Below are 26,373 nucleotides of genomic sequence, written 5' to 3' on the forward strand. Positions count from 1 at the left end.
TATGTATTGATTACATTTTTCTCATTGGATTTACACCTATCACTTCAAGCCCACTAGTTATAATCTTTTGTATAGCTTTAGCAAGAGCAAGACGTGCAGTAGTTAATGCTTTATTGCTTTCAATTATAAATCTATAGTCATTATTTTCTTTACCGAAATTCCATAAAGCATGAAATTTTGAAGCTAAATTTATTAAATAAAATGCTATACGATGTGGTTCAAAATATTTTGCAGAAGCTTCCAAGGTTTTTGTCCAAGCAGCTAAAAGCTTGATTATCTCTATTTCTTCTTCTGATGATAATAGCGATAAATCATACTCATTAGCTTCAAAACTATTATAAGATTCTGGCATTAATTTCATAGCTTTTGATAAAATTGATATAGTTCTAACATGTGCATATTGTACATAGAATATAGGATTCTCCTTTGATTGCTCTTTTACTTTTACTAAATCAAAATCAAATGGTTTATCATTTTGTCTTGTTAACATCATAAATCTTATGATATCTTTCCCAACCTCATGATTTACATCTCGCACACTAGCAAAACTTCCAAGACGTTTCGACATTTTCACCGGTATGCCGTTTTCAACAAAATTCACTAATTGACAGATTTTAACATCTACCTTAACTTGATCTTTACCTAGAGCCTTAACAACCGCCTCAATTCTTTTAACATATCCACTATGATCAGCACCAAGTATATAAATCAAGTGATTAGCTCCTCGCTCTATTTTATCTTTAGCATATGCGAGATCAGAAGCAAAATATGACCAACTTCCATCAGCTTTCTCTAGAGGGCGATCTTGACTATCACCATATTTAGTAGATTTAAATAATTTTTGAGTTTTATTTTCCCATTCTTCATGAACTTTACCTTTAGGTGCAGGTAATACACCTTTATAAATTAATCCCATATCAGTAAGCAATTTAACAGTTTTTTCTATTTCACCATTATCATGTAATAACTGCTCAGAGAAAAATATATCATGTTTGATACCTAGCTCTTTTAAATCTTCTTTATTTAAATCAAGCATCTTTTCTACAGCAAAACTTTTTACTATTTTAAATCTTTCTACTTCATCCATATTTAATAATTTATTACCATATTCTTGAGCTAGAATTTGCCCAAGTGGTATTAAATACTCTCCAGGATATAAACCAGAAGATATAGTAATTTTTTTACCTAAAGCCTCTTTATAACGTAATATTACAGTATTGACTAAATCATTTATTTGTGAACCTGCGTCATTAACATAATATTCTTTTGTGATCGTGTAGCCTACTTTTTTGAGGATTTCTGCAAGCACATCACCATATACTGCTCCCCTTGCATGACCTATATGCATTGGACCTGTAGGATTTGCTGAAACATACTCAATATTAATATTTTTGCTTTTATCTATATCAATTTCAAAAAACTTTTCTTCATACTGTAGAATATTTTTAATTGTATCATGCCAACTTTCAGCTTTTATAGTAAAATTAATAAAACCTGATCCTGCTATTTCTATACTTGCAATATAAGGTAATGTTATGAGAATTTCTTTAAACTTTAAAGCAACTTCACGAGGAGGAATATTTTCTTTAGCAGCAATGATCATCGCAATATTACTTGACAAATCACCGTTAAAATTATCTTTTGGAGTTTCAATAGTAGCAGTATTTGCTATTTCTTGATTATTATATAATTGCATGCTAGCAGCAATTATGTCTCGTTTCAATTGATTAAATATATTCATAATTTAAGTTTAGTGTTATTTAGATATTATTAAAATTCAGAGAACAAAGCTGATTATATTCCTGAATAGCAAAGCGATCAGTCATACCTGCTATATAATCAGCAATCACTCTAGCTTTACTATGTGTTTCATTAGATTCTATTTGCATTTTCCAATTAACCGGCAATAAATTAATATCATCTGTATAAACCTTAAATAAGCCTTGTACAATTTTACTACATTTAAGGCTTATTGCCATAATTTTATTACTTTTATAAACTCGCTCGTGCAGAAACTTTTTAATCTCTCCAATACGTTTATTAGTTTTTTCTGTAAAATCAACTATTGGGTAATTTAAGTTACGTATTTCATCTATATTAGTGATTTTTTCTTTGTTTAAATTAGCTTTTGTTTGCCATAATAAATCGGTAATCAGCTCATGCATTAGCTTACGTGCTACCTCATAAATTAGACAGGAAGAGTTAATATTCTTAAATTGTGATTTGAGCTCAAAAACATGTTGATCAATATATGTAAGTTCAGTGAGACTATTAAAATCGATAATTTTAGCACCAATACTATCTTCCAAGTCATGTGAAATATAACTAATATCATCAGCAAGTGCTGCTATTTGTGCTTCTGCTGATGCATATGTATTAAGCTCTAAATCATTTTGTTGATTATACTGTGCTATATAGTCATTTATTTCCCCAATTATGGGTCCATTATGTTTTACGATTCCTTCCAAAACTTCCCATGTTAGATTCACTCCTTGATAAGCAGCATATCTTTTTTCAAGGAGTGTTAATATCTTCAAAGATTGAGCATTATGCGAAAAGCCATTATACTCTTTCATACATTCATTTAAAGCTCTCTCTCCTGCATGACCAAAAGGTGTATGACCAAGATCATGAGCAAGCGCTATTGTTTCAGCTAAATCACTTGATAAATTTAAAGTATTAGCAATCGAACGCGCAACAGTTGAAACCTCCAGAGAATGAGTTAATCTATTTCTATAATGATCTCCTTCATGATTAATAAAAACCTGAGTTTTATATTGCAAACGCCTAAATGCATTAGTATGGATAATGCGATCGCGGTCACGTTCAAATTCATTCCTATAAGATGTTGGGATTTCTCTATATAATCTACCTCTGCTTTTACGCGGATCAGAAGCATATGAAGCAAGCATTACTACTCTCTACTTGAAAAGATACCAAACATACTATATAATTAAGAAGGTTTTTACAAGGTTATTTTAGTGACGATAACAATTACTGATAAAGCTTTTAAAAGAGTTAATGAATTAATAGAGCTAGAACAAGATAAAAATTTAGTACTGAGAGTTTCTGTTGATAGTGGTGGCTGCTCAGGTCTTATGTATAATTATGAACTAGTCTCAAGAGATACTATAGAACAAGATGATTATATCGTTACTAAGCATACTGCTACTGTTATTATTGATTCTATCTCTAAAAAATTTATGCTAAATTGCACTCTAGATTTTATAGAGGAGCTTGGTAGCTCATATTTCAACGTTAGTAACCCACAAGCTAAAGCAAAATGTGGCTGCGGTAACTCCTTTGCAATATGAACAAGCATTACTAGTGTAACAGGTAATGCTTCACTACTATCCCTTAAACTTGTAGGCTTTGAATTTTTAATAATAATAATTGTTTTTTCTACACGATCATTGGTTATGCTTACAGTTCTAACATCAATTCCGAACATTTATCTATAAAAGCATAATTAAATGTTATACAAGGTATTTTAAAAGGTCATAAAGATTATTTTTCTTTTGTAATGTCATCATATTTTTTAATCTTAATCAAAATAGATTCTAAATTATCTAGCTTAATCATACATGGACCATCGCTTGGAGCATTATTGGGGTCTTGATGTACCTCCATATAAAGAGCAGCAATACCTACAGTTATTGCTGCTCTTGCGAGTAACTCTACATATTTTCTCTCTCCTCCACTACTACCTCCTAATCCTCCGGGTTGCTGAACAGAATGAGTAGCATCAAAAACTACAGGTACATTTAACTCTGCCATTATTGCAAGACTACGCATATCAGATATCAAATTATTATAGCCAAAACATGTACCACGCTCAGTGAATAATATATCTTGCGTTCCAAAAGCTTTTAGTTTTGCATATACATTTTTCATATCCCAAGGTGCTAGAAACTGTCCTTTTTTTACTTTTACTACTTTACCAGTTTTTGCTGCTGATCGCAGCAAGTCAGTCTGTCTACACAAAAATGCTGGGATTTGTAAAATATCTACTACTTTAGCTGTTTCAGCACATTGACTCTCTGTATGAACATCAGTAACAATAGGACAATTAAACTCAGTTTTTACTTTTGATAAGATTTCTAAACCTTTGTCAATACCAAGACCTCTAACTCCGCTTATAGAGGTTCTGTTAGCTTTATCAAAAGAAGATTTATAAATAAAAGGAATATTAAGCTTGCTAGTCAATTTAACAAGTTTTTCTGCCATAAATAGAGCATGATCTTGTCCTTCAATCTGACACGGCCCTGCAATTAGAACAAATGGTAAATCATTACCTATTTTGATATTTTTTAATCTTACTATTTTTTGCATAATTATGAGATTTAATTACTGGTTATTTAGACTTAATTTATTAAAATTTTATTCCATAAAATTCTTAAATATCAGTTACCGATTCATTGTTAATTAATTTATAATATTTTTTTTTTATTGTTATTAAATCATAATCCCCATGATAATAACCTTCTATATTAATAATTTTTTTTAAATAAAAATTCATCTGCTCTGTTTCTAATGGTGTATCTACTAAATCACTACTTTTTATAATAGAAGATTTAATATTGACTAAATAAGTTTTTATTTTTTTAACTTCTTTAAGAATTATAAAAACATCACTTGATTTTGTTACTACTATTCCTATAAACAAAATTAATAATATTTGCATCAAAGACATATTTATATTAGTTTTTTATGTTTATATTTTGGATTTAAAATATTTTCTCCGTTGATGCTCAACATATATTCATGATAATCTTGATAATTTCCTTCAAACCATGTAGCATTACCTTCTTTATCATATGCTATAATATGAGTAGCTATTCTATCTAAAAACCATCTATCATGGCTAATAACTAATATACAACCTGCAAAATCTAAAATAGCATTTTCAAGGGCTCTTAACGTATCAATATCTAAATCATTAGACGGTTCATCTAATAATATAACATTTGCTCCTTCTTTTAATAATTTTGCTAAATGGACCCTGTTACGTTCTCCACCTGAAAGCTGCCCAACTTTTTTTTGTTGGTCACCACCTCTAAAACTAAAAGCTGCACAATAAGCTCTACTTTTAACTATTCTATTACCAAGTTGTAATTCATCTAGCCCTTCTGAAATTTCTTCCCATATAGTTTTGTTATTATCTAAATGATCACGTGATTGATCAACATATCCTAACTTTACTGTTTGACCAATTTTAATAGAACCACTATCCGGTTTTATTTTACCTGTAATAATATTAAATAAAGTAGATTTACCTGCTCCATTAGACCCAATAATCCCTACAATAGCTCCACGTGGAACTTTAAAACTAAAATCTGATAATAATATTTTATTATTAAATTTTTTAGCTATATGCTCTGCTTCAATAACAAGATCACCTAAACGTGGCCCATTAGGTATGATTATTTGGGTAAGATCATTTTTTTGTTCTTGTTTTTTATTTAATAATTCTTGATATGCTGTAATACGAGCTTTATTTTTTGATTGTCTAGCTTTTGGCGTTTGACGGATCCATTCAAGTTCACGGCTCAATTGTTTTTTTCTATCATCATCTTCTTTATTTTCTAAGGCCAATTTTTTCTGTTTCTGTTCAAGCCAAGAACTATAATTTGATTCCCACGGTATACAATTGCCACGATCTATTTCTAATATCCACTCCGTAATATTATCTAAAAAATAACGATCATGTGTAATAACTATTACTGTACCTTCATAATGTTTTAAATAATTCTCAAGCCATGAAACTGATTCTGCATCTAAATGATTTGTAGGTTCATCAAGTAATAACATATCAGGTTTCTCTAAAAGTAACTTACACAAAGCTACTCTTCTTTTTTCGCCACCAGAAATTTTTGTAACATTTGCTTCTTTTGGTGGACAACGTAGTGCAAGCATTGCAATTTCTATTTCACGTTCTAAATTCCATCCATCACAACTATCTATTTTCTCTTGCAATTCTGCTTGTTTACTAAAAAGTTTTTGCATTTCCTCATCAGTAATCCCACTACTAAACTGATTACTTATATTATTAAATTCATCAATAAGTCTTTTCTTCTCATGGAGACCTTCTATAATATTATTAAAAACATTTTTATTATGGTCAAGATATGGTTCTTGAGGTAAATAACCTACTTTTATACCAACTTTTGCTGCTGCTTTACCTTCAAATTCTTTATCAATACCTGCCATTATTTTTAATAAAGTAGACTTACCAGCTCCATTTGGACCTATTATACCAATTTTGGCTCTTGGTAGAAACGATAAATTTGTTTCCTTTAAAATTTGTTTACCATTTATAATTTTGCTTAAACCAACTATTTCATACACATATTGATATGACATAAACTATTATTCCATATTTAAGTATTATAATTTTTTAATATCTAAAACTTTATTACTAATTTTAATTTAATTTAATTAAAATTGTGTCTAATTCTTCTAAATCTTTATAATGAAATATTAACTTTCCACCTAATAAATAATTTTCTATTGTTATTTTTATATTAAATTTTTCTGATAATGCTTTTACTAATAACTGTAAATCATTATCTATATTTTCTTTTTTTAAAAAATGTTGTCTGATTTTATTATTATCAGGAGATTTTATATATTTATTCTTAGACCATTGCCTTACTAACTCTTCCGTTTGACGAACATTCAAACTATGCTCTATTATATGATCTGCCATTATTTCTGCATGTTCATGATTTATTAAACATCTAGCATGGCCCATACTAAGTACTCCTTCACTTAGTTTATCTTGAATTGATTGCGGTAAATTATTTAATCTTAATAAATTAGCTATATGACTACGACTTTTACTAAGTTTTTCTGCTAGCTGTTCTACTGTATAATTAAAATTATCCACTAAATATTTAAATCCACGAGCTTCTTCTATAACTGTTAAATCTGCTCTTTGTATGTTTTCAATTAATGCTATTTCCATACTTTCTCTCGTATTTAAATTTTTTATAATTACTGGTATATCAGTAACTTTTGCTAATTTACATGCGCGCCAACGTCGTTCCCCAGCAATAATTTGAAAATTATGATCAACAATTATAGGCTGTAATAAACCATTATTCAATATAGAATCAGCTAATTCTTTTATTTTATCATATTCAAAATTTTTTCTAGGCTGATTCTCATTTGGTTTTATTTTATCAATATTTATAATTTGTATTATTTCTGATTCTATAGGAATAATTTCTTCTCCAAGCAATGAAGATAATCCTCGTCCTAATCTTTTATTTTTCACCATATCTTTCTAAAATTTCTTTTGTAAGTTCTATATATGCGACTGCTCCTGAACATCTATAATCATATATAATAGCTGGCTTTCCATATGAAGGAGCTTCAGATAACTTAATATTCCTTGGAATAACGGTTTTAAATACTAATTCTCCTAAACATTTTCTAACATCATCTTCTACTTGCTCAGTTAAACGATTACGTTTATCATACATTGTGAATAATATACCTGCAATCTTTATCTTAGGGTTTAATTTTTTTTTTACAATTTCAATTGTTTTTAGTAAGCGACTTAATCCTTCTAAAGAATAAAAATCACATTGCATTGGGATTAATACCTCATCACTTGCAACTAAAGCATTTATCGTTAATAAATTTAAAGAAGGAGGACAATCGATAATAATATAATTATATAGTTTCCTGACATCTATTAACAACTGCAATAATATATATTCTCTTTCTTTTAAATCTATTAACTCTAGTTCTGCACCAGATAAATTAGTATTTGCAGTAACTATTTCTAAATTTGGAATATTTGTAGAAATTATAGCATCTTGTAATTTTATAAAATTCATTAATGCTTGGTATATAGTATTTTTACGTTGTTGTTGGTTAACTCCAAAACCAGTACTACTATTACCCTGAGGATCAAGATCTATTACTAAAACTTTTTTATTCACAGCAGCAAAAGCAGTAGCTAAATTTACAGTAGTTGTAGTTTTAGCTACCCCTCCTTTTTGATTAACAATAGAAATTACTTTTATGGTCATATAATTTTTGTTAAATTACTAACTTCTAGAATCTTACCTTCTCTAAAAGTCATGCTTTGATGTATTAAATAATCAAATAACCAATGTTCTTTAGCTTCTAATATTTCAGTTAAATAATTTTTTCCTTTTAATAACAAAAATTTTTCTTGTACTGAAATATTTTTTATACAATTAAATATTGTATTTAAATTAGAAAAAGCTCTACAAGTTAATATATTACAATTCATTTCTACTGTTTCTATTCTTTGATTTATTATTTGTATATTATTATTTGATATTTTTGCTACTTTTTCTAAAAAAATACACTTACGTGAATCAGATTCTATTAAACTTACTTTTGCTAATCCAGCTATAGATAATACTATACCAGGAAAGCCAGATCCACTTCCTATATCAATTAAATGTATCTCTTTATCATCAATATATTGCATTAATTGTAATGAGTCTAATATATGACGTTGCCAAAAATTTTGTATACTATTATCTGATACAAGATTAATTGCTTTATTCCATTTTTTCACTAATCTTTGGAAAGTTTTTAGCTTTTCGATTATTTCATGTGGAACTTTTATCACTATACTTAGTTTTTAAATAAATTATAATAGAAGTAATTGCTGCAGGTGTAATCCCTGGGATGCGACGTGCTGCACCAATAGCAATAGGTTTATGGTAAGAAAGTTTCTCCTGTATCTCTAATGAGATACTTGGTATTTTAAAATAGTCAATATTTCTCGGTATTAACTGCATTTCCTCATTGCGGAATAAATTAATATCAGCTTGCTGTTTAGCTAGATATGATACATATTTAGCTTCAATATATAGCAATTGTAAAATATTATTATCTACTTCTTGAAGTTCAGGAAAAATTTTAATAACTTGTTCAATAGTAAAACTAGGTATTTTAAATAAATCTAAAATTGTTTTATATTTACCATCTTGTGCAACTTGTACTCCTATCTTAACAAGCTTACTAGTAGTCAAAGACAATGTTTTTAATAATTTCCTTGTTTTTTCTATATTATAAGATTTCTCTTCAAAGATTTCTTTACGTTTTTGTGATACAACTCCAATATTTATACCTAATTTCGTTAAACGTAAATCAGCATTATCTGCCCTTATAGATAACCTATACTCTGAGCGTGATGTAAACATACGATAAGGTTCTGTAATACCAAATATTGTTAAATCATCTATCATTACTCCAATATAACTATCGGCTCTTGTTAATATCAATGGTAATTGATTCTTTATTGACAAAGCAGCATTAATACCTGCAACTATACCTTGCCCTGCTGCTTCCTCATAACCTGTAGTACCATTAACTTGGCCTGCTAAATATAACCCTGATATTTTTTTTGTTTCTAATGTTAAACTTATTTCACGTGGATCAACATAATCATATTCTATAGCATAACCAGGACGCAAAATTATTGCCTTTTCCAATCCAGGAATTGTTGCTATTAATTTATGCTGTATATCTTCAGGTAGAGAGGTAGAAATACCATTTGGATAAATTGTATAATCATCTAATCCCTCAGGCTCTAAAAAAATTCGATGTTCTAACTTTGTACTAAATTTAACTATTTTATCCTCTATAGAAGGACAATATCGTGGGCCTATTCCTTTTATTTGCCCTGAATATATTGCAGATCTATCAAGATTTTCTCGAATAATCTCATGAGTTTTTGAAGTAGTTTTTGTTATGTAACAATTTATTTGAGGAACATCAACAATATTTGTTAATTCTGAAAAAGGACGAGGAATTTTATCCCCAGGCTGTAAATCTGTTTTACTATAATCAATTGTACGTCCATCAATTCTCGGTGGTGTACCTGTTTTCAAGCGAGCAATCTTAAATCCTAATCTTTTTAATGTATTGGACAATCCATAAGAAGGTTCTTCATCTAATCTACCGGCAGGAATTTTTTTTTGTCCAATATGAATAAGACCTGATAAAAATGTCCCTGTAGTTAATATAATTTTTTGACAAGGAATTTTACTTCCATCACTTAAAACAACTGCTTGAACTTTAGAAGATCTAATTTCAATATCCTCTACTTTCCCATATAATATATCTAAACCTGGATAATTTGTTAGCACTTGATACATTGCTTTCTGGTAAAGCTTACGATCAGCTTGCGCACGAGGTCCCCAAACTGCCGGGCCTCTAGTCTCATTCAGTATTTTATAATGTATACCAGCTTTATCAATTATATACCCCATTAATCCATCAAGTGCATCAATTTCTTTCACTAGTGTACCTTTTGCAATCCCACCAATTGCTGGATTACATGACATTTCCCCTAAATTTTCTGGTTTTAATGTAATTAAAAGAGTAGTAACACCAAGACGCGCAGAAGCAGCCGCAGCTTCTGCACCTGCATGCCCTCCTCCTACAACTATTACATCATATTTTAACATTAATTATTCTATAATTTCATGTTTGTTAAAGAAAAAATTTATTTCCCTTTTCACACTATCTTGATTATCAGAACCATGGATACTATTAGCTTCAATTGATTCACCTAAATCCCTTCTAATAGTGCCTACTTCAGCTTCAGCCGGATTAGTTGCTCCCATAACTTTACGATTTAATGCTATAGCGTCTACTCCTTTAAGAACCTGAAGTACTACTGGACCGGAAGTAATATATTTAATTAAACTATTGAAAAATGGTCTTGTTCTATGTTCATCATAGAAATTTTCTGCTTCATATCTAGTTAAAATTTTCATCTTCTGTGCTACTATCTTTAAACCAGCATTTTCTAAATAAGTATTAACTTGTCCTATTTTATTTCTTTTGATAGCATCAGGCTTAATCATTGAAAATGTATATTGTACAATCATTATTTAACCTATTATTAATTATTAAAATTTTATTTCTTTGCTGAACAATTCCATGTCAAAATAAATAAGCTACTTCCTAAGATAGCAGACACACTAAAAAATATAAATACTCCATCCCAACCATAATTATCACTTATCCATCCTACACCTACACCAGCAATAGCTGCTCCCAAATAACCAAATAACCCTGATAATCCATTAGCTGTACCTACAGCTTGGCGTGAACTAAAATCAGCAGCAGCAATACCTACAAGTAATTGTGGCCCTGAAACAAAAAAGCCTATTAAAGAAAGCATTATAATACTTAATAATTCACTTTGAATAGGAATTTTCCAAAATAAAATTAATAACAAACTAAGCAATATCATACATATTGCCCCAATAGGACCACGACGTCCTTGAAACATTTTATCTGATAAGAAGCCTGCTATTAATGCACCTGGAATCCCTATCATCTCATATAAACCAATCTGTAAACCGGCGTTCGAAAGACTTATATTACGCAAATCTTTTAAAAATGTTGGAGCCCAATACACTACTCCGGAACGGATTATATAAACAAACATATTTGCCAAACAAACATACCATATTAACTTATTGTAAAATACTTTTTTAAATAACTGTATGGTTAATAACTTTTCATAATCCTCTATTAATGGAGTAGAATATTCTTTATATTCTTCAACAGTAGATAAACCTAATTCTTTTGGAGAATTACGAAGTCTATCATATAAAAAAAATGACATAAAACAAGCAGCTATCCCAGGTATAAAAAATGCAACTCTCCAATCAAATTTATCAATCAAATAACCGCAAGTGATCATAGCAAAAGCACCACCTATTTGATTAGAAGTTGCCCCCATTGCCCATTTAGTGCCAAGCTCACTTGAAGCAAACCAATGAGTGAGCATTTTTGTTGCCGGAGGCCAGCCCATTGATTGAAACCAGTTACTAGCTATCCATAAAACCCCTATAAACAATAAAGAATCAGAGAAGCCTATTATAATAGTAATGATACCAACAAATAAAAGCCCTAATACCATAAATATCCGAGCATTAACCTTATCACTAATGAAACCATTACAAAATTTACTAATTCCATACACTATAGATGAGGCGGTTAATATCCACCCAATTTGGGTTTTAGTAACACTAAAATATTCCCTTATAGCTGGTATTGCTATATTAAAATTTTGACGACAAAAATAAAAAGTTGCATAACCTATAATAATGGAATACAAAATCCTTACTCGCCAACTGTTATATTTTTTTACATATGGCGATCTTGGAATTTTAATTGTAGATTTTGTATTTATCATATTATAAACTCTCCAACTATAAAGGAAGTTTCTAAGAAGCTTACTTTCTTTATATATTAAAACTTTAATAAGCCACTCTATTTCTCATCTTTATTTACTAAAACTTGATATTTTTTATTTAACCCTTTAGCAGCACATATCCACAATATTACTATTATAAAGAATATAAAAGCAAAATATGGAGTTGCTTCTACAAAACCAAATGCAGGAAATAAAATAAAAAATGTAGACTGAATAATTGCTCCTCCTGACTTACCAAATCTTCCACCAATCACTTCAACAGCAGCTTGACCTTTTACTCGCAACTCTTTATCAAGCGGGATATAAGCCATATTTTTAGTAGCATCAAATAAGGAATATTTAACTCCTTTACTTAAGACATTTTGAATCATACCAATCATAACAGCAAGTGCTATAGGACCTGAAGCAAGGACTCCTGTTAAATGCATAGCAATTACACTATCAAAAAATATAAAAGTGAAAAATGCTGTGCCGGTAATTAACATCATTAAAGGAGTTATCATTGCTGCAGTTATCCATGATACTTTTCTTAAAATATTACTCCCTATAATCATAAAGGTAATAGCAACCCAACCTTGATAAGCTTGAAACTGTCCCATATACATGGTATATGCTTCTTTTGTTGGATATAACTGCTTTACTTTTGATTTCCAAACTCCTTCAACTAAATTTACAGAAATACCATAAGCAATAAGCAGTAACGCTATATACCCTATGTATTTAGAAGTAACAATCATCTTAAAACTTTCTACTAATGACATTTTAGCTTTAGCTTTTTTCTCTTTTACTAGGGCTGGATTATAAAGTTTCGGATCAGTTAGAACATTTTTATTCATCCATCTATATATCAATATTATTAAAAAGCTACTTGTTATCATAATAATAAATAACGGAATAAATTTTAAATGCTCAGCAACTATTTGGGTTTTCTCATTTAAGAAATATCCAATAATTACAGATGTTACAGGCAAAGCTAAATTAGCAAGTAAACCAAACATTGAATAAAAACGCTTAGCTTCATCAGTTTTTGTAATTTGATTAGCAAACTGCCAAAATAATAAACTTAGCATTAATGTTCCCCAAAGTTCTGCCATAGTATAAAAAGATGCTAAACTCCATTTTCCAACTATCCTTATAAACCATTTAAAATTAGGATATGCTAAACTTAATGATTCTATGCTTCCAGGATCAGGATGCACTAAATCAGGATAAGGGTATAGGATAAATGTAAATACTGTAAAATAAACTAAGAAAAACGAAGTAATGACGTAAAATACATTTTCTTGTTTTAAAACATCACAAAGCTTAACGTAAATTACCATAGCGATTACCGCAGAAGGTAATACTATATATGTTTTTAAAAAACTTATAGCTTCAGCTCCTATATCCGTTACTACAAACCCATCTTTAATTGAACGTAGTGTTGAATAATTTAATAAGATACAGAACATCATAAATGCCATAGGCAAAAATTTTTTATTTTCATATCTTTCGATAGGCCAAATTACCTTTCTTAGCTCTGAGATATAATTATCGCTTTTTGTAATACTCATAAATTAAACTTTTCTTTATTATTTTTTTATTTTAAAGATGGGATTATACTAATCTGTGCTAAAAAAGTCAAATCTAATGATCAATTGCTGTAAATTTCAGTACTATGTAATTAAGAATTTTTATCAAAATTTTTCAACTTTCACTCCTACTTTCTAATAAAAGCTTTTAAATACTTCCCATTATGATAATCAAGGAAATCAGATAATTATTAAATAACCATTTTTATTTATAAGCTCTATAACTAAAATAGCAAAGCTAGAATATTACTAATAATTAATTTCAGCACTTTTTTAGCAATTTCTATTGCTGTATCAACTATCGCACACACTTCTACTTTATTAAACAGTTTTTCAGCTATAAAAGCAAGATTATCATTCATTACTAGTTCCTATAGACTTCAATATTTATAAGACATTCTACTGTACAACCTATGTAGTCTTATGACTACCTACACCAAAAGCGCTAGAAGATTCAATTAAAGTGTTCTATCCTTAGGATATTGATCCAGATATAATTTTGCAAATATAAAGATCTCTTTATTTCAATTGTTTATAATTGATTTTGGTAAAGTCGCTACCCAGTACTTATTTTCAATTGCTTCTTGACTAATATCACCAATAATTTTGAGATTATTAAACTTCTTTTTTAGAGAGACTAAATTAGATTTAACATCATAATAATAAACTTCAAAACATCAAATATTGTAGAGAGCACATTACTTATAGTCTTAGCTTCAATTCCATATGTAGAGCACTAGCTTTTTCAGAAAAAAAATTTTTCATATACATTATATCATGGTATATCAGATTTAAGCAAAATTTAAAAAAAATCTTTTGATTGACTATTAGATTTAAACATGCTCTACTTTATAAGAGCAAATTGTTAATTGAGATTAAGGTTTATATGACAAGAAAAATAATTATAAATATCGTATTCGTAATAACTTTTTTATCTAGCACAAGTATCTTTGCAGATAAGGCTAACTCTGATAATTTAAAAAAAGTTGTAGAAAAAACTACCGATAGTACGGCACAAAAAATTATAGATGACTTTTCTGCTTATGCAGGCACTATTAAGCCAGAAGTACGTGAAGAAATACAAAAATATAGAGTAGAAATAGTAGATATTAACAAAAAGAAACGTGAGTTATACAATAGCCTTTCTAAAGAAGCTCAAAACTTTTTAGCAGCACAACAAAAATACAAACAAAAATTATCACTTTCTAAATTAACATCTGAAAATAATCAAGAAGACAATGTTCCTAGTGATAGTAAAAATACAGATAAAAAATAAATTATTACCTTTCCTTAATTTTAGCGTATAGTTTTCTAAATTGTCATTGCAATTGATTTTTATTATGTAAATTGAAAGCGTACTAAACTATGTCATACCGTAAACCAATAATGCACAAATATTGCTCGGGAAAAGGTATTCTATATATCCCTGTGAAATCTGGAATCTAGGACAATATAACTTAATATAGTATAAAATTGTAATTTAGTAGAATAAAAGTACAAAAACTTAGATTCCTGTTTTCTGAAGTTATACAACAATAGCTACACTCGAATACAGAGGAATTCTACTCTTCATAAATTTGTTCTACTACACCATCAAGACCCATTAAGAAAGTATAAACTTTTAATTGCGGGAATTTTGCTTTTATTATTTTACGTGCTTCATTTAAAGTTTTTGTATGTGCAGCTGTTTCTTTTTCTCGTATCTCTAAATATCCTTGACCCATAAGCCTCTTATAAGCTCCACACCCACGATGATCAAGGAATATAATTTGTTTAATATTATGTAATTCTTGTAAAATCTCTATGGTGTCTTCTATTGTTTTACCCCAATAAGTGTATTTTTTGTTAACAAGTGCAAGCGATGCACCAGGCAGCGATACTTTATCAAAAGCATCTTCTAAGCCTAATTTTCTCATCAGCTTATCGGTTTCATCTATCAATCTAAAATCTACACAAGCGATTAAAAGTGTTGAAGCTTCATTTAGTGTTTTTAAATGTTCTTTACTTACTTCTACTTTTATAATTCTTTTATCGGAAAGCGCATCTTTATTTGCAGCATAAAGGTTTAAACTAGATACCATAATGAATACTAAAATTATACACTTTACATATATCATAAATCCTCGCATTTAAAAATATTTCTTACACGCTTTAAAATAAGAATAACCAGTTATGATTGTTAAAAAAGCAGCAAGCCATAAAATTATCTCTCCGATTAAATCTAAACAAGCAATACCTGATCCTTTTGAACCTAATATCAATATTGACAAAGCAAACATTTGTAAAAATGTTTTAGTTTTTGCTAGTGTTGATACAGGAACACTAACTTTTACTAATGCTAAGAATTCTCGAAGTCCACTAACTAAAAATTCTCTTGCTAATATTAATAAACATGGTATCTCGCCTATATTATCCTTTTTCAGTAACATTATAATAACGCAACCTACAAGGATCTTATCAGCTATAGGATCAAACATTTTACCAAAACTTGTAACTAAATTATACTTCCTTGCAATATAACCGTCAAAAAAATCTGTAATACTAGCTAGAATAAACAATAATGCTCCGAGTTTACGTACAAATGAATTATTTATGTAAAATGTCATTATAATAACTGGAATTACAGCTATTCGAGCAATAGTCAGATAATTAGGTAAATTTTTATCAACTCTCATTAATTATATTACAATATTTTATAATTTGTATAATTACTTATCTAGTTTATTAATATAATATTGTTGGATTATAGATAGAATATTATTCCAAGACCAATATATCAAAAGCCCTACTGGAAAGGTACTAAACATTATTAAGAAAATTAAAGGCATAAATTTCATTACTTGAGCTTGCACTGGGTCAGCAGGTTCAGGACTCATTCTTTGTTGTAAGAACATAGTAATGGCCATTAAAATAGGCCATGCTCCAATCATTAAAAATGATGGTGGCAAGAACGGTAATAAACCAAACAAATTAAAAATAGTAGTAGGGTCGGGTGCAGATAAATCTTTAATCCAACCGTAAAATGGTGCTTGCCGCATCTCAATAGTTACATACAATACTTTATATATAGAGAAAAATACTGGTATTTGAATAAATATAGGGAAACAACCTGCTACCGGATTTACTTTTTCTTTTTTATATAAAGCTATAATTTCTTGATTTAAACGTACTTTATCATCAGCGTATAAATCTTTTATCCTATCGATTTCTGGTTGTAAATTTTTCATTCTTTTCATTGAACGATAAGATTTATTAGCTAAAGTAAACATTAATAATTTAATGATAACTGTAACGATTAATATACTTACACCGAAATTACCAACATATCTATAGAAAAAATTCATAGCATAGAAAACTGGTTTAGTAATTATATAAAACCAGCCAAAATCAATAGCCCTATCAAATAATTTAATATTATATTGCTTTTCATACTTATCAAGTAAATCTACTTTTTTTGCGCCAGCAAAAAGCCTTTCTTTTATTGAAAAACTTTCTCCAGGTTTTATTATTTGTACTGGTGAAATAAAATCTACTTGATACCTTTCAATTCCTTGTTTAACAGCATAATTAAAATTTGAGCTATAATTCCTTGATTTATCGGGAATTAAAGAAGATAACCAATATTTATCCGTAATTCCAATCCAATCAATCTTACTTGCCGCAAATTTTTCACTTTTTTTATCTTTAATATCATCATATGAATATTCTTTAAGATTTTCATTTATACAACCAATAGGTCCTTGATGTAGTATATTTACAGCCTTTTCTACAGCAGAATATTTACGATTTATTAAACCATAAGATTGTACTGGAAGTTCTTTATCACTATAATTAATGATAGTCTGCTCTATAGTAAATAAATAGTTCCCATCAACAGTAATAGTAACTAAAAACTTTACTCCATCTTCATTAAACCAAAATAAATTAACAGCTTTTTCAGGACTTAATATTTCACTATCACTATCCCATAATGTTTCATTATTAGGTAATTTTACATTAGCGAAATTACTTACCCACCCAATTTCAACAAAATAAGCGTTTTCTGTATTAGCAGGCGAAAATAATACCACCTCAGGACTATTTTTAGATAAATCTTGCTTATATTTTTTTAAAATTAGATCATCAAATCTAAGTCCTTGCAATGAAATAGAACCAGTAAGCAATTCAGATTCTATTTTAATACGCTTCGCCTGTTTCCCTTCTTGGGTATTAGGCGTAGTTTCTACTATATGTTTTAATTGTCGTTTCTTTAAACTTTCTGCTTTTTGTATAGCTATTTGCTTTTGTTGTTTTTTTTGTTCAGGTTTTACAATAAAATACTGCCAACCGAAAATTATACTTAAGGATAGTACAATAGCAGTTATTAGATTAACTATGTTATGATTCATTAGTAAAACTTAAATTTTCATATTTTAAAGCTTAAAGTTTTAGAGTATTTAAATAAAATAATCAAGAGCTATATCAAATTATACAATTCCAACATTTTGAAATATTTCTAATTTAAATTCAGGAATTATGGAAATTAAATGCTCAAAAATATCAGCCTGAACATTCTCATATCCTACTAAATTCACTTCCTTAACGAAAATATATATTTCTATAGGTAAACCGTTAACTGTAGGTTCCAGCTGCCTCACTAAGAAGGTAAATCCTTCAGTATAAACAGCTGGATTATTTTTTAGATATTCTTGAATATATAATTTAAATACTTTAATATTAGTTAAATCTTTTTTTTCCTTATCAAGAGTTATTTTATTAATTACATCTTTTGATAAATAAGGAGACTTCTTTAGATCTTTTAAAATAGTAATATCACAGAAACTAATACTTCCCATATTAATATTAAGTACTCTTTTCACTCTTCGAGCACCAGATTCACTAATTCCTCGGTAATTAATTACGTTAGAATTTAAGATGCTATAAGTAGGAATTGTTGAAATAGATTGATCAAAATTTCTAATTGTTACTACAGAAATAGTAATTTTTTCTACTATTCCTTCAATTTCACTGATACGCACCCAATCACCAATATTAATAATACCTTGGCTCGTTAGTTGCAAGCTTGCAACTAATCCTAAAACAGTATCTTTGAAAACAAATGTTAAAAGAGCTGCCGCTGCACCTAAACTTGTTAAAAATGTACTTAGCGAAATATTTAATACATAAGAAATAGTTACCATAGCTGAAATAACCACAACAATAATTTTTAGTATCTGAAAATATAAGCTCAGTGGAACATTTTTTGTAAAAGCCTTGACTTTATGATGATAAAGTTCAGCAATAGCATCTACCAGTGTTAATATTAACATGGTTAAAGATATACTAATATATAAGATTACTATAGTATCTTTAATACTAAGTAATACATGTGACCTGAAAGAGGTATGATGAAAAATATTCCCCCAGAATATAAAATAAATAGCTAATAACGTATGTAATAAATAATTAAATACTGGATATTTTTTTAGAATTCTTTCATAATCTTCATGGTGATGTCTAATTAAATAATTCTTTATAGGGGGAAAAATTAACTTTTTAATTAAAAATATTACTGGTATAATAGATGCTAACATAACAAGCAACATTACTATCTCACTACTTGAAGCGTTATATAAATCTATTACATATTGCATATTTTGCCTATCATTATTATTATAATCTCAATATAACCTTTCTATTTTTACCGAAAATTTTATTTTTATCAATAAATTTTAATTAAGGAGAATCAAATAACTTATATATACTATGACATTTCCTAATATTAATCCAATTATTTTTTCTATAGGTCCGCTTGCCTTGTCTTGGTATTCTCTTTCCTATGTAGTAGGAATTTTACTTGGCTGGTTTTATGCAAAAAAAATTATAGAAAAATTTAAAACACAAATTACTAAGAAAAACTTAGAAGATTTTATTACTTACGCTATTATTGGTATAGTAGTAGGAGGTAGGGTTGGTTATGTTTTACTATATAACCCTTATAGATATTTTTCAAGCCCTATAGAAATTTTAAAAACTTATGAGGGTGGTATGTCTTTCCATGGCGGTGCCTTAGGAGTGATGATTGCTGCTTATCTATTCTGTAGAAAACATAAAATTGGTTTTTTAAATCTTACTGACATCATAGCACCAGTAGTACCGATTGGTTTGTTTTTAGGCAGAATTGCTAATTTTATTAACGGTGAATTATATGGACGTATTACAAATACTTCTTTCGGTATAATTTTCCCAAATAGTGATTTAAACCTTCGCCATCCTAGTCAATTATATGAAGCTTTTTTTGAAGGTGTAGTGCTATTTTGTATTCTAGCATGTGCAGTATTTAAACGTAAAACCCTTAAAAATCAAGGTCTAAATTCTGGGCTATTTTTAATGTTCTATTCTCTTTTCCGAATAATTATTGAGACCCTTAGAGAACCAGATATACAAGTCGGCTTTATTTTAGATAATTTAACTATGGGGCAAATTTTATCTATACCATTCCTTTTGTTAGGAATTTATTTAATAATAAAATTACAATGCCAATCAACTTCAAAATAAGACAATTAATTGATCAAAACAGTTATATTACCTGTGATCGTCTTATGCAAGAAGTATTATCTTTAAATCCTACTTCTTATTATAGACAAACAAAGTCTTTAGCTGATGAAGGTGACTTCATTACAGCTCCTGAAGTTTCACAGCTATTTGGTGAAATTATAGGTTTATGGTGTATAAAAGAATGGCAAAGACTTGGCTCTCCCAAAAGTCTTAGTTTAGTTGAGCTTGGTCCAGGTCGAGGTTTATTAATGCGAGACTTACTACGCACTGTAAAATTAGTACCAGAATTTTACAAAGCTTTATCAATTGAGCTAATTGAAATTAATAAAAATTTCATTGCTCATCAAAAATCTAATCTACAAAATATTAATTTACCAATTAATTATCAATCATTTATAGAAGATATACCAAAGAAACCTACCATAATAATAGCTAATGAATTCTTTGATGCTATGCCTATAAAACAATACATTAAAGTCAAGGAATCATGGTATGAGAAGGTCTTTGTAATACAACCGGTAGATGGCAGAATTAAACATGATATGATAAACGTTAGTAAACAATTAAATGAATATTTTTTACAAACTCATCTTGAAGCAAAAGATGGAGCAATATTTGAAGAATCCTATAAATCAATAGAAATTATAAAATTTATAGCTAAGCACATAAAAAAACTAAGCGGTAGTTGTCTTATAATAGATTATGGTTATGATATATCTCCTAATAATAGAACTAGACATCAGTATAATTCAACTTTACAAGCAGTAAAAAATCATAAATATTGCTCGATTCTTGAAAATTTAGGAACAGCAGATTTATCAGCACATGTAGATTTTTATACATTAAAAACAGTAGCTAAAAATAGTAAAGTAAATATAATGGACACAGTATCGCAACGTGATTTTTTAATAGAAAACGGTATTTTATTACGTAGTAAAATGTTGCAGAATAAACTTAATGATACACAAACACAAATAATAGAAAAACAGGTAGAACGATTAATATCAACAAAACAAATGGGAACATTATTTAAAGTGCTACAAATAATGAATTAATTCGTTATTTCCCAAATGCAATATATTTATATATGCATTCAAAAGCACTTCCTTAGCATAAGGAATTATTTTTATCTTATTATTTAAGAAACCACTTACATTTAAAATGTAATTTTAGAATATGTTGTAATGCACAAGGTTTTATACATTATTCTGCTGTAACAAAAATATTTTTATAGAACTCTATAAATTGCTTACTACCCTTCCTAAATTAATATAACTTTGTTTGATCATCATCATATTCAAAGTCAATCATTTCAATACTATATCTATCAACCAAATTTAGTACCCAATACATCTAAATGTAAACTCCCTAAAAAGTTCTATGAACCTTTCTAGCATAGGTATCTTCAATAATTTCAGAGATAACTAGCCTGATATCAATTCCATTAAAGCCTCATCATAAAACTCCTATTGATAAATAACAACTAAGTTTTTCATTTTATATTATGAACATTCCTAAAATAATTTAAATTTCAGATATAAAAACTAGCACACGCCATGACGTTCTGCTATTAAGCTTTTTATTTGGCCTATAGCTTTAGCTGGACTTAAGCCTTTAGGACATGTTTTAGTGCAGTTCATAATTGTATGACAACGGTAAAGCTTAAATGGATCCTCTAAAGTTTCAAGACGTTCACCGGTATAATCATCTCTTGAATCTGCAATCCATCTATATGCTTGAAGTAAAATTGCAGGACCTAAATATTTATTTCCATTCCACCAATAGCTAGGACAAGAAGTAGAACAACAAGCACATAATATACACTCATATAAACCATCAAGCTCTGCTCGATCTTTAATTGATTGCAATCTCTCAGAACTTGAAGGAATCGGACTATCAGTTTTAAGCCACGGTTCTATAGATGCATACTGTGCATAAAAATGTGACATATCAGGTACTAAATCTTTCACTACTTTCATATGAGGAAGTGGGTAGATCTTAATATCGCTTGCTATATCTTCTATCGGTTTGATACAAGCCAAAGTATTTGTACCGTCAATGTTCATTGCACAGCTACCACAAATTCCCTCTCGACAAGAACGTCTAAACGTTAGAGTAGAATCAATTTCATTTTTAATTTTAATTAAAGCATCTAAAACCATTGGTCCAGTTTTACTTAAATCTATCTCAAAGCTATCAATAGTAGGATTCTTATCAAGGTCAGGATTATATCTATAAATCATTATTTTTCGAGGTTTTAACATTCCAGCACTTCCTTTGTGCTCTTTCCCTTTCTTTACAATCGAATTTGGCGCTAGTCTTAACTTTGCCATTTTAAGTACTCTCTTTTTTAGCCTTACTTGTTTTTGCTTTCTCAGGTAATTTTTGATTATCCTTTTTTAAAGTAGATGATGAATTATTAAAAGGAAAATTATTTTCTTCTTCTGAATCCAAAGGTCTACCACTAAGTAAATTTTTAATTTGCTGACCAGATAACGTCTCATACTCAATTAAAGCATTAGCCAACATATGAAGCTGGTCTATATGTTTTGTTAAAATACCTTTTGCAAATTCATATCCTTCTGTAATAATTCTTTTAACCTCAGCATCAATTAACTCTGCAGTAGCTTCTGATGTTTCATTATTAGCTTGTCTACCATACATATCATCACTACTTGACCCATGAAATATTGGACCTATTAAATCGCTTAAACCTGCTTTGGTAACCATAGCTCTTGCAATATTGGTTGCTCCTTTTATATCAGAAGAAGCTCCCGAAGTAACTTTATTTCTACCAAAAATAATCTCTTCTGCTACTCTTCCTGCCATATAAACTGCTATAGATGATTCTAACTGTTCACGATTTTGAGAATATTCATCAGTTTCAGGCAGCCTTTGTACCATGCCGAGAGCATTACCACGTGGTATAATTGTAGCTTTGTGAATAGGCACAGCAGCAGGACAATAAAGTCCAACTAATGCATGTCCCCCTTCATGATAGGCAGTTAACCTTTTTTCTTTCTCTGACATAGCAATAGAGCGACGTGCCACCCCCATAAGCACTTTATCTTTTGCTTCTTCTAAATCGTGCATATCTACTTCTTTTTTATTGAGCCTTGCAGCAATAAGAGCAGCTTCATTAATTAAATTAGCAAGTTCGGCACCAGAAAATCCGGGAGTACCACGCGCAATAATTCGTGGAAGTATGCTACTATTATATTTAATTTTCTTTAGATGTACTTTTAAAATTTGTTCACGACCATTTATATCAGGATTTGCAACAGCAATTTGACGATCAAATCTACCTGGACGTAATAGAGCACGGTCGAGAACATCAGGACGATTGGTTGCTGCAATAATAACAACTCCTTCATTCGCTTCAAAACCATCCATTTCAACTAACATTTGGTTAAGTGTTTGCTCACGTTCATCATTGCCACCACCCATACCTATACCTCTATGACGTCCTACTGCATCAATTTCATCAATAAAAATAATACACGGTGCATTACGCTTACCTTGATCGAACATATCACGTACACGGCTTGCCCCAACACCTACAAACATTTCTACAAAGTCAGAACCAGATATACTAAAGAATGGTACATTAGCTTCACCTGCAATTGCTTTTGCAAGAAGCGTTTTACCTGTCCCTGGTGGGCCAATAAGCAAACAGCCTTTCGGTATTTTACCGCCAAGTTTTTGGAATTTACTAGGATCTCTTAAAAAATCTACTATTTCTGTTAATTCTTCTTTTGCTTCATCAATACCTGCCACATCTTTAAAGGTAATTTTTGGGCCTTTATCTGACAATAATCTAGCTTTAGATTTCCCGAATCCCATGGCTTTTCCACCACCATGCATTTGACGCATAAAAAAAATCCAAACACCTATCAATAAAAACATAGGAAACCAAGAAATCAAAAAGCTTAAAAAAGTATTCATTCTTGTTTCAAGCGGCACAACTTCAATATTAACGTCATTGCTAGTAAGACGATTTACTAAGTCAGGATAATCAGGTGCATAAGTACTAAAAGTAGAACCATCATGTGAAATCCCTTCAATCATTCTACCTTGAATTTTTACTGAGTTAACGTTTTTTTCATCAACTCGTGTTAAAAAATCAGAGAAAGTTATACTATTTCTTCCACCAAGTAAACCATCAGATTGGAAAATATTAAAAAGCAGCACTATAAAAATAAAAAGTGCTGCCCAAACTAAAATACTTCTACCTTGATTATTCATCGATATAAAACCTAACAAAAATGGGTAAACCGAGATACAAAATTTGGAACAAAATCAACACCAAAACTCCTCATTTTGTTATCATAATACGATATATGTGGTATTGCTATAACTTTTTCAAGTGTTTTAACAATAGGTAAGGTAAATAAAATTGCATAGTGGTTTTTGCAGGATAGATTTTTTAGCCATTCTAGATTTAATTGTTCCTTTATCGTTTTATAATCTTCTAGCGATAAATGAGTTATAATATAACTTGCTGCTTCTTCATTTTTTGTGATACAAAATCTATTGTCCCAAGTAACTGACTTATCAAGCAATATCTTACTTTCAGGTAATTTTCTGCCAAATTCTCTGTATATAAGTAATTTATTGTGTATACGCTTAATTATACAGCCATGAAGTGTATTTTTAAAGTTTATACCTTGTGTGATTAATTTCAAAATAGGAGATACTGAATAAAAACGAGCTACTCGACACTGTCCACTAATTATTATTAGTAAAAAATTAATTAGTTGCACTTTTACCTCATTTGAAAATTTATCAAATTTGACTAAGTCAAGAAAGGCAAAACCATATTTAAAAATCTTTACTGCTTCAGCTATTGACGATATTAACTCCGGTTTAAATTTATGTTCTATTAGTTCATTAGCTTTCAGTTTTTGTATCATTATATCAGCTTTAACATAATCTTTTCCTTTAATTAATTTTTGCCTGATGAAATTTCGTCTATACTTAATTAATAAATTTGATTCATCTTCAAACCATTTTATATTATAGCTAACTAAATATTCTACTAACTCACTTTTAGAAATATTAAAGAGAGGTCTAATTATTAGTATATTATTATGCCAATTTATATTACTACTACTAAGTCCAAACATTCCACTATTACGTTCTAATCTTAAGCAAAAATTCTCTACATAATCATCTTCATGATGAGCAGTTAAAAGCACTAATATATCAAGTTTTTGACATAAATTTGTCATTAAATTATATCGTCCTTCTCTTGCTCTTGCTTGAAAATTAGAAAAATTATTTTGATGGTTAAAAGATAAACTATAATGCTTACGATTTAGGTCAGTACTTATATTTTGTATATATTTGATCTCTTGCTTAGATTGTTCTCTTAGATTATGATCAACCGATATAACAAATAATTCTATATTATTTTTTTTTGCCCAAATATTAGTAAGGTAAAGTAGCGCTACCGAATCACTGCCACCCGACACTGCTACTGCTATTTTAGATAAACCAAAATTACCTATTAAATTATTGATATTAGAATCAAATTTTTCATATAGCATGGTTAAAATTAGAATTTTATCTGGTATAATGATAAAAGATAACAGAAAAGCCAGTAATACAATAGTTATTTTTTGATGAAGTAAAAAAGTCTGAATTACAAATAGGGAATATAGAGTTTAGAAGATATTCTTTAACAAGCTAATGAGTTGTCAGTAATAATATTTCAGCGTAAATACCTTGAGCTTTCATATTCATCAGATTTTAAATAATGTTATTTAAATTTAATGTGCATATGCTTTCAGTTTTTCATATATTTCTTTTCTAATTTTAGTTAATCGATAGTTCTAATGTAGGTTAGGTTTTTCTCGATGTTAATTGTTTTGCGATATGAATATTCAATAGATAGCTTTCAAAGCTTGATTTAAGAAACTCTTAGCCGCATTAGTATTACTTATTAGAGTAGTACAAGCAGAAGTAAATAAAATTGATAGCATCTCCATTCTTATCTAAAATTCTATATAGATATTCTTACTTACCTCTTAACTT

24 protein-coding genes are annotated in these 26,373 nt (G+C 29.2%); 4 read left to right on the top strand and 20 right to left on the bottom strand.

Translation table 11 applies throughout. The features are described 5' to 3' along the window. Window positions 1-10: 10 nt before the first annotated feature. A complete protein-coding gene (argS, locus tag AC27F4_RS02185) occupies window positions 11-1,741 on the bottom strand; it encodes an arginine--tRNA ligase (protein WP_487061638.1) in 1,731 nt (576 codons plus the stop codon). A gap of 19 nt (window positions 1,742-1,760) precedes the next feature. Then, complete coding sequence (locus AC27F4_RS02190) at window positions 1,761-2,912, bottom strand: deoxyguanosinetriphosphate triphosphohydrolase (RefSeq protein ID WP_487061640.1); 1,152 nt, start codon at window positions 2,910-2,912, stop codon at window positions 1,761-1,763. Between the two features lie 69 nt (window positions 2,913-2,981). Between AC27F4_RS02190 and AC27F4_RS02195 the strand changes: the two genes are divergently transcribed. Further along, window positions 2,982-3,314 (top strand): iron-sulfur cluster assembly accessory protein, encoded by a 333-nt coding sequence (locus AC27F4_RS02195; RefSeq protein WP_487061642.1) that lies wholly within the window; start codon window positions 2,982-2,984, stop codon window positions 3,312-3,314. Between the two features lie 193 nt (window positions 3,315-3,507). Here the strand turns inward: AC27F4_RS02195 and kdsA are convergent, their stop codons facing one another. The 11 genes from kdsA to AC27F4_RS02250 form a co-directional block, all read right to left on the bottom strand. After that, window positions 3,508-4,332, bottom strand: a complete 825-nt coding sequence (gene kdsA / locus AC27F4_RS02200; RefSeq protein ID WP_487061644.1) for a 3-deoxy-8-phosphooctulonate synthase — start codon at window positions 4,330-4,332, stop codon at window positions 3,508-3,510. Between the two features lie 64 nt (window positions 4,333-4,396). Then, a complete protein-coding gene (locus AC27F4_RS02205) occupies window positions 4,397-4,693 on the bottom strand; it encodes a DUF2672 domain-containing protein (RefSeq protein WP_487061646.1) in 297 nt (98 codons plus the stop codon). 2 nt (window positions 4,694-4,695) lie between these two features. Next, window positions 4,696-6,363, bottom strand: a complete 1,668-nt coding sequence (gene ettA / locus AC27F4_RS02210; protein ID WP_487061648.1) for an energy-dependent translational throttle protein EttA — start codon at window positions 6,361-6,363, stop codon at window positions 4,696-4,698. Between the two features lie 61 nt (window positions 6,364-6,424). Continuing rightward, window positions 6,425-7,282 (bottom strand): ParB/RepB/Spo0J family partition protein, encoded by an 858-nt coding sequence (locus AC27F4_RS02215; RefSeq protein WP_487061650.1) that lies wholly within the window; start codon window positions 7,280-7,282, stop codon window positions 6,425-6,427. After that, on the bottom strand, window positions 7,269-8,036 hold the full coding sequence (locus tag AC27F4_RS02220) for a ParA family protein (RefSeq protein ID WP_487061696.1): 768 nt from the start codon (window positions 8,034-8,036) through the stop codon (window positions 7,269-7,271). Before AC27F4_RS02220 ends, AC27F4_RS02215 begins: the two co-directional genes overlap by 14 nt. Window positions 8,037-8,038: 2 nt before the next feature. After that, window positions 8,039-8,617 carry a 16S rRNA (guanine(527)-N(7))-methyltransferase RsmG gene (rsmG, locus tag AC27F4_RS02225; protein ID WP_487061652.1) on the bottom strand — a complete coding sequence of 193 codons (579 nt, stop codon included), beginning with the start codon at window positions 8,615-8,617 and terminating at the stop codon, window positions 8,039-8,041. Beyond that, window positions 8,598-10,463 carry a tRNA uridine-5-carboxymethylaminomethyl(34) synthesis enzyme MnmG gene (gene mnmG / locus AC27F4_RS02230; RefSeq protein ID WP_487061654.1) on the bottom strand — a complete coding sequence of 622 codons (1,866 nt, stop codon included), beginning with the start codon at window positions 10,461-10,463 and terminating at the stop codon, window positions 8,598-8,600. Before mnmG ends, rsmG begins: the two co-directional genes overlap by 20 nt. 3 nt (window positions 10,464-10,466) lie before the next feature. Continuing rightward, entirely contained in the window at window positions 10,467-10,889 is a 423-nt protein-coding gene (ndk, locus tag AC27F4_RS02235) for a nucleoside-diphosphate kinase (protein ID WP_487061656.1), read from the bottom strand. Window positions 10,890-10,918: 29 nt separating this feature from the next. Next, window positions 10,919-12,208, bottom strand: coding sequence for an MFS transporter (locus tag AC27F4_RS02240; RefSeq protein ID WP_487061658.1), 1,290 nt, complete (start codon window positions 12,206-12,208; stop codon window positions 10,919-10,921). 77 nt (window positions 12,209-12,285) lie between these two features. Further along, a complete protein-coding gene (gene tlc1 / locus AC27F4_RS02245; RefSeq protein ID WP_487061660.1) occupies window positions 12,286-13,782 on the bottom strand; it encodes an ATP/ADP exchange transporter Tlc1 in 1,497 nt (498 codons plus the stop codon). A 242-nt stretch (window positions 13,783-14,024) separates the two neighbouring features. Next, on the bottom strand, window positions 14,025-14,162 hold the full coding sequence (locus AC27F4_RS02250; RefSeq protein WP_487061662.1) for a hypothetical protein: 138 nt from the start codon (window positions 14,160-14,162) through the stop codon (window positions 14,025-14,027). A 536-nt stretch (window positions 14,163-14,698) separates the two neighbouring features. Here AC27F4_RS02250 and AC27F4_RS02255 point away from each other — a divergent pair. Next, a complete protein-coding gene (locus AC27F4_RS02255) occupies window positions 14,699-15,076 on the top strand; it encodes a hypothetical protein (RefSeq protein ID WP_487061698.1) in 378 nt (125 codons plus the stop codon). A gap of 286 nt (window positions 15,077-15,362) precedes the next feature. Here AC27F4_RS02255 and AC27F4_RS02260 read toward each other — a convergent pair whose 3' ends face one another. From AC27F4_RS02260 to AC27F4_RS02275, 4 genes are all read right to left on the bottom strand, one after another. Continuing rightward, window positions 15,363-15,917: a carbonic anhydrase gene (locus AC27F4_RS02260; RefSeq protein ID WP_487061664.1), complete on the bottom strand. Its 555-nt coding sequence runs from the start codon at window positions 15,915-15,917 to the stop codon at window positions 15,363-15,365. A 12-nt stretch (window positions 15,918-15,929) separates the two neighbouring features. Beyond that, complete coding sequence (gene pgsA, locus AC27F4_RS02265) at window positions 15,930-16,475, bottom strand: CDP-diacylglycerol--glycerol-3-phosphate 3-phosphatidyltransferase (protein WP_487061666.1); 546 nt, start codon at window positions 16,473-16,475, stop codon at window positions 15,930-15,932. 33 nt (window positions 16,476-16,508) lie between these two features. After that, complete coding sequence (gene yidC, locus AC27F4_RS02270) at window positions 16,509-18,188, bottom strand: membrane protein insertase YidC (protein ID WP_487061668.1); 1,680 nt, start codon at window positions 18,186-18,188, stop codon at window positions 16,509-16,511. A 78-nt stretch (window positions 18,189-18,266) separates the two neighbouring features. Then, entirely contained in the window at window positions 18,267-19,433 is a 1,167-nt protein-coding gene (locus AC27F4_RS02275; RefSeq protein ID WP_487061670.1) for a mechanosensitive ion channel family protein, read from the bottom strand. A gap of 112 nt (window positions 19,434-19,545) precedes the next feature. Here AC27F4_RS02275 and lgt point away from each other — a divergent pair, with 112 nt between their 5' ends. Both lgt and AC27F4_RS02285 read left to right on the top strand, forming a co-directional pair. Continuing rightward, window positions 19,546-20,337, top strand: a complete 792-nt coding sequence (gene lgt, locus AC27F4_RS02280) for a prolipoprotein diacylglyceryl transferase (RefSeq protein WP_487061672.1) — start codon at window positions 19,546-19,548, stop codon at window positions 20,335-20,337. Beyond that, window positions 20,316-21,392 carry a class I SAM-dependent methyltransferase gene (locus AC27F4_RS02285; protein WP_487061674.1) on the top strand — a complete coding sequence of 359 codons (1,077 nt, stop codon included), beginning with the start codon at window positions 20,316-20,318 and terminating at the stop codon, window positions 21,390-21,392. The genes lgt and AC27F4_RS02285 overlap by 22 nt, the downstream gene beginning before the upstream one ends. Before the next feature lie 489 nt (window positions 21,393-21,881). Here AC27F4_RS02285 and AC27F4_RS02290 read toward each other — a convergent pair whose 3' ends face one another. The 3 genes from AC27F4_RS02290 to tilS are packed head-to-tail and all read right to left on the bottom strand — an operon-like array spanning window position 21,882 to window position 25,886. Beyond that, window positions 21,882-22,670 carry a succinate dehydrogenase iron-sulfur subunit gene (locus tag AC27F4_RS02290; RefSeq protein WP_487061676.1) on the bottom strand — a complete coding sequence of 263 codons (789 nt, stop codon included), beginning with the start codon at window positions 22,668-22,670 and terminating at the stop codon, window positions 21,882-21,884. Between the two features lies 1 nt (window position 22,671). After that, window positions 22,672-24,582 (bottom strand): ATP-dependent zinc metalloprotease FtsH, encoded by a 1,911-nt coding sequence (gene ftsH, locus AC27F4_RS02295; protein ID WP_487061678.1) that lies wholly within the window; start codon window positions 24,580-24,582, stop codon window positions 22,672-22,674. An 11-nt stretch (window positions 24,583-24,593) separates the two neighbouring features. Further along, complete coding sequence (tilS, locus tag AC27F4_RS02300; RefSeq protein WP_487061680.1) at window positions 24,594-25,886, bottom strand: tRNA lysidine(34) synthetase TilS; 1,293 nt, start codon at window positions 25,884-25,886, stop codon at window positions 24,594-24,596. Between the last annotated feature and the right edge of the window lie 487 nt (window positions 25,887-26,373).

It is taken from the genome of Candidatus Rickettsia mendelii (assembly GCF_057543435.1).

Coding starts and splice junctions, on each gene's coding strand:
- argS (WP_487061638.1), bottom strand. CDS start 1,741: ATGAATATATTTAATCAATTGAAACGAGACATAATTGCTGCTAGCATG.
- AC27F4_RS02190 (WP_487061640.1), bottom strand. CDS start 2,912: ATGCTTGCTTCATATGCTTCTGATCCGCGTAAAAGCAGAGGTAGATTA.
- kdsA (WP_487061644.1), bottom strand. CDS start 4,332: ATGCAAAAAATAGTAAGATTAAAAAATATCAAAATAGGTAATGATTTA.
- AC27F4_RS02205 (WP_487061646.1), bottom strand. CDS start 4,693: ATGTCTTTGATGCAAATATTATTAATTTTGTTTATAGGAATAGTAGTA.
- ettA (WP_487061648.1), bottom strand. CDS start 6,363: ATGTCATATCAATATGTGTATGAAATAGTTGGTTTAAGCAAAATTATA.
- AC27F4_RS02215 (WP_487061650.1), bottom strand. CDS start 7,282: ATGGTGAAAAATAAAAGATTAGGACGAGGATTATCTTCATTGCTTGGA.
- mnmG (WP_487061654.1), bottom strand. CDS start 10,463: ATGTTAAAATATGATGTAATAGTTGTAGGAGGAGGGCATGCAGGTGCA.
- ndk (WP_487061656.1), bottom strand. CDS start 10,889: ATGATTGTACAATATACATTTTCAATGATTAAGCCTGATGCTATCAAA.
- AC27F4_RS02240 (WP_487061658.1), bottom strand. CDS start 12,208: ATGATAAATACAAAATCTACAATTAAAATTCCAAGATCGCCATATGTA.
- tlc1 (WP_487061660.1), bottom strand. CDS start 13,782: ATGAGTATTACAAAAAGCGATAATTATATCTCAGAGCTAAGAAAGGTA.
- AC27F4_RS02250 (WP_487061662.1), bottom strand. CDS start 14,162: ATGAATGATAATCTTGCTTTTATAGCTGAAAAACTGTTTAATAAAGTA.
- AC27F4_RS02260 (WP_487061664.1), bottom strand. CDS start 15,917: ATGATATATGTAAAGTGTATAATTTTAGTATTCATTATGGTATCTAGT.
- pgsA (WP_487061666.1), bottom strand. CDS start 16,475: ATGAGAGTTGATAAAAATTTACCTAATTATCTGACTATTGCTCGAATA.
- yidC (WP_487061668.1), bottom strand. CDS start 18,188: ATGAATCATAACATAGTTAATCTAATAACTGCTATTGTACTATCCTTA.
- AC27F4_RS02275 (WP_487061670.1), bottom strand. CDS start 19,433: ATGCAATATGTAATAGATTTATATAACGCTTCAAGTAGTGAGATAGTA.
- lgt (WP_487061672.1), top strand. CDS start 19,546: ATGACATTTCCTAATATTAATCCAATTATTTTTTCTATAGGTCCGCTT.
- AC27F4_RS02285 (WP_487061674.1), top strand. CDS start 20,316: ATGCCAATCAACTTCAAAATAAGACAATTAATTGATCAAAACAGTTAT.
- AC27F4_RS02290 (WP_487061676.1), bottom strand. CDS start 22,670: ATGGCAAAGTTAAGACTAGCGCCAAATTCGATTGTAAAGAAAGGGAAA.
- ftsH (WP_487061678.1), bottom strand. CDS start 24,582: ATGAATAATCAAGGTAGAAGTATTTTAGTTTGGGCAGCACTTTTTATT.
- tilS (WP_487061680.1), bottom strand. CDS start 25,886: ATGCTATATGAAAAATTTGATTCTAATATCAATAATTTAATAGGTAAT.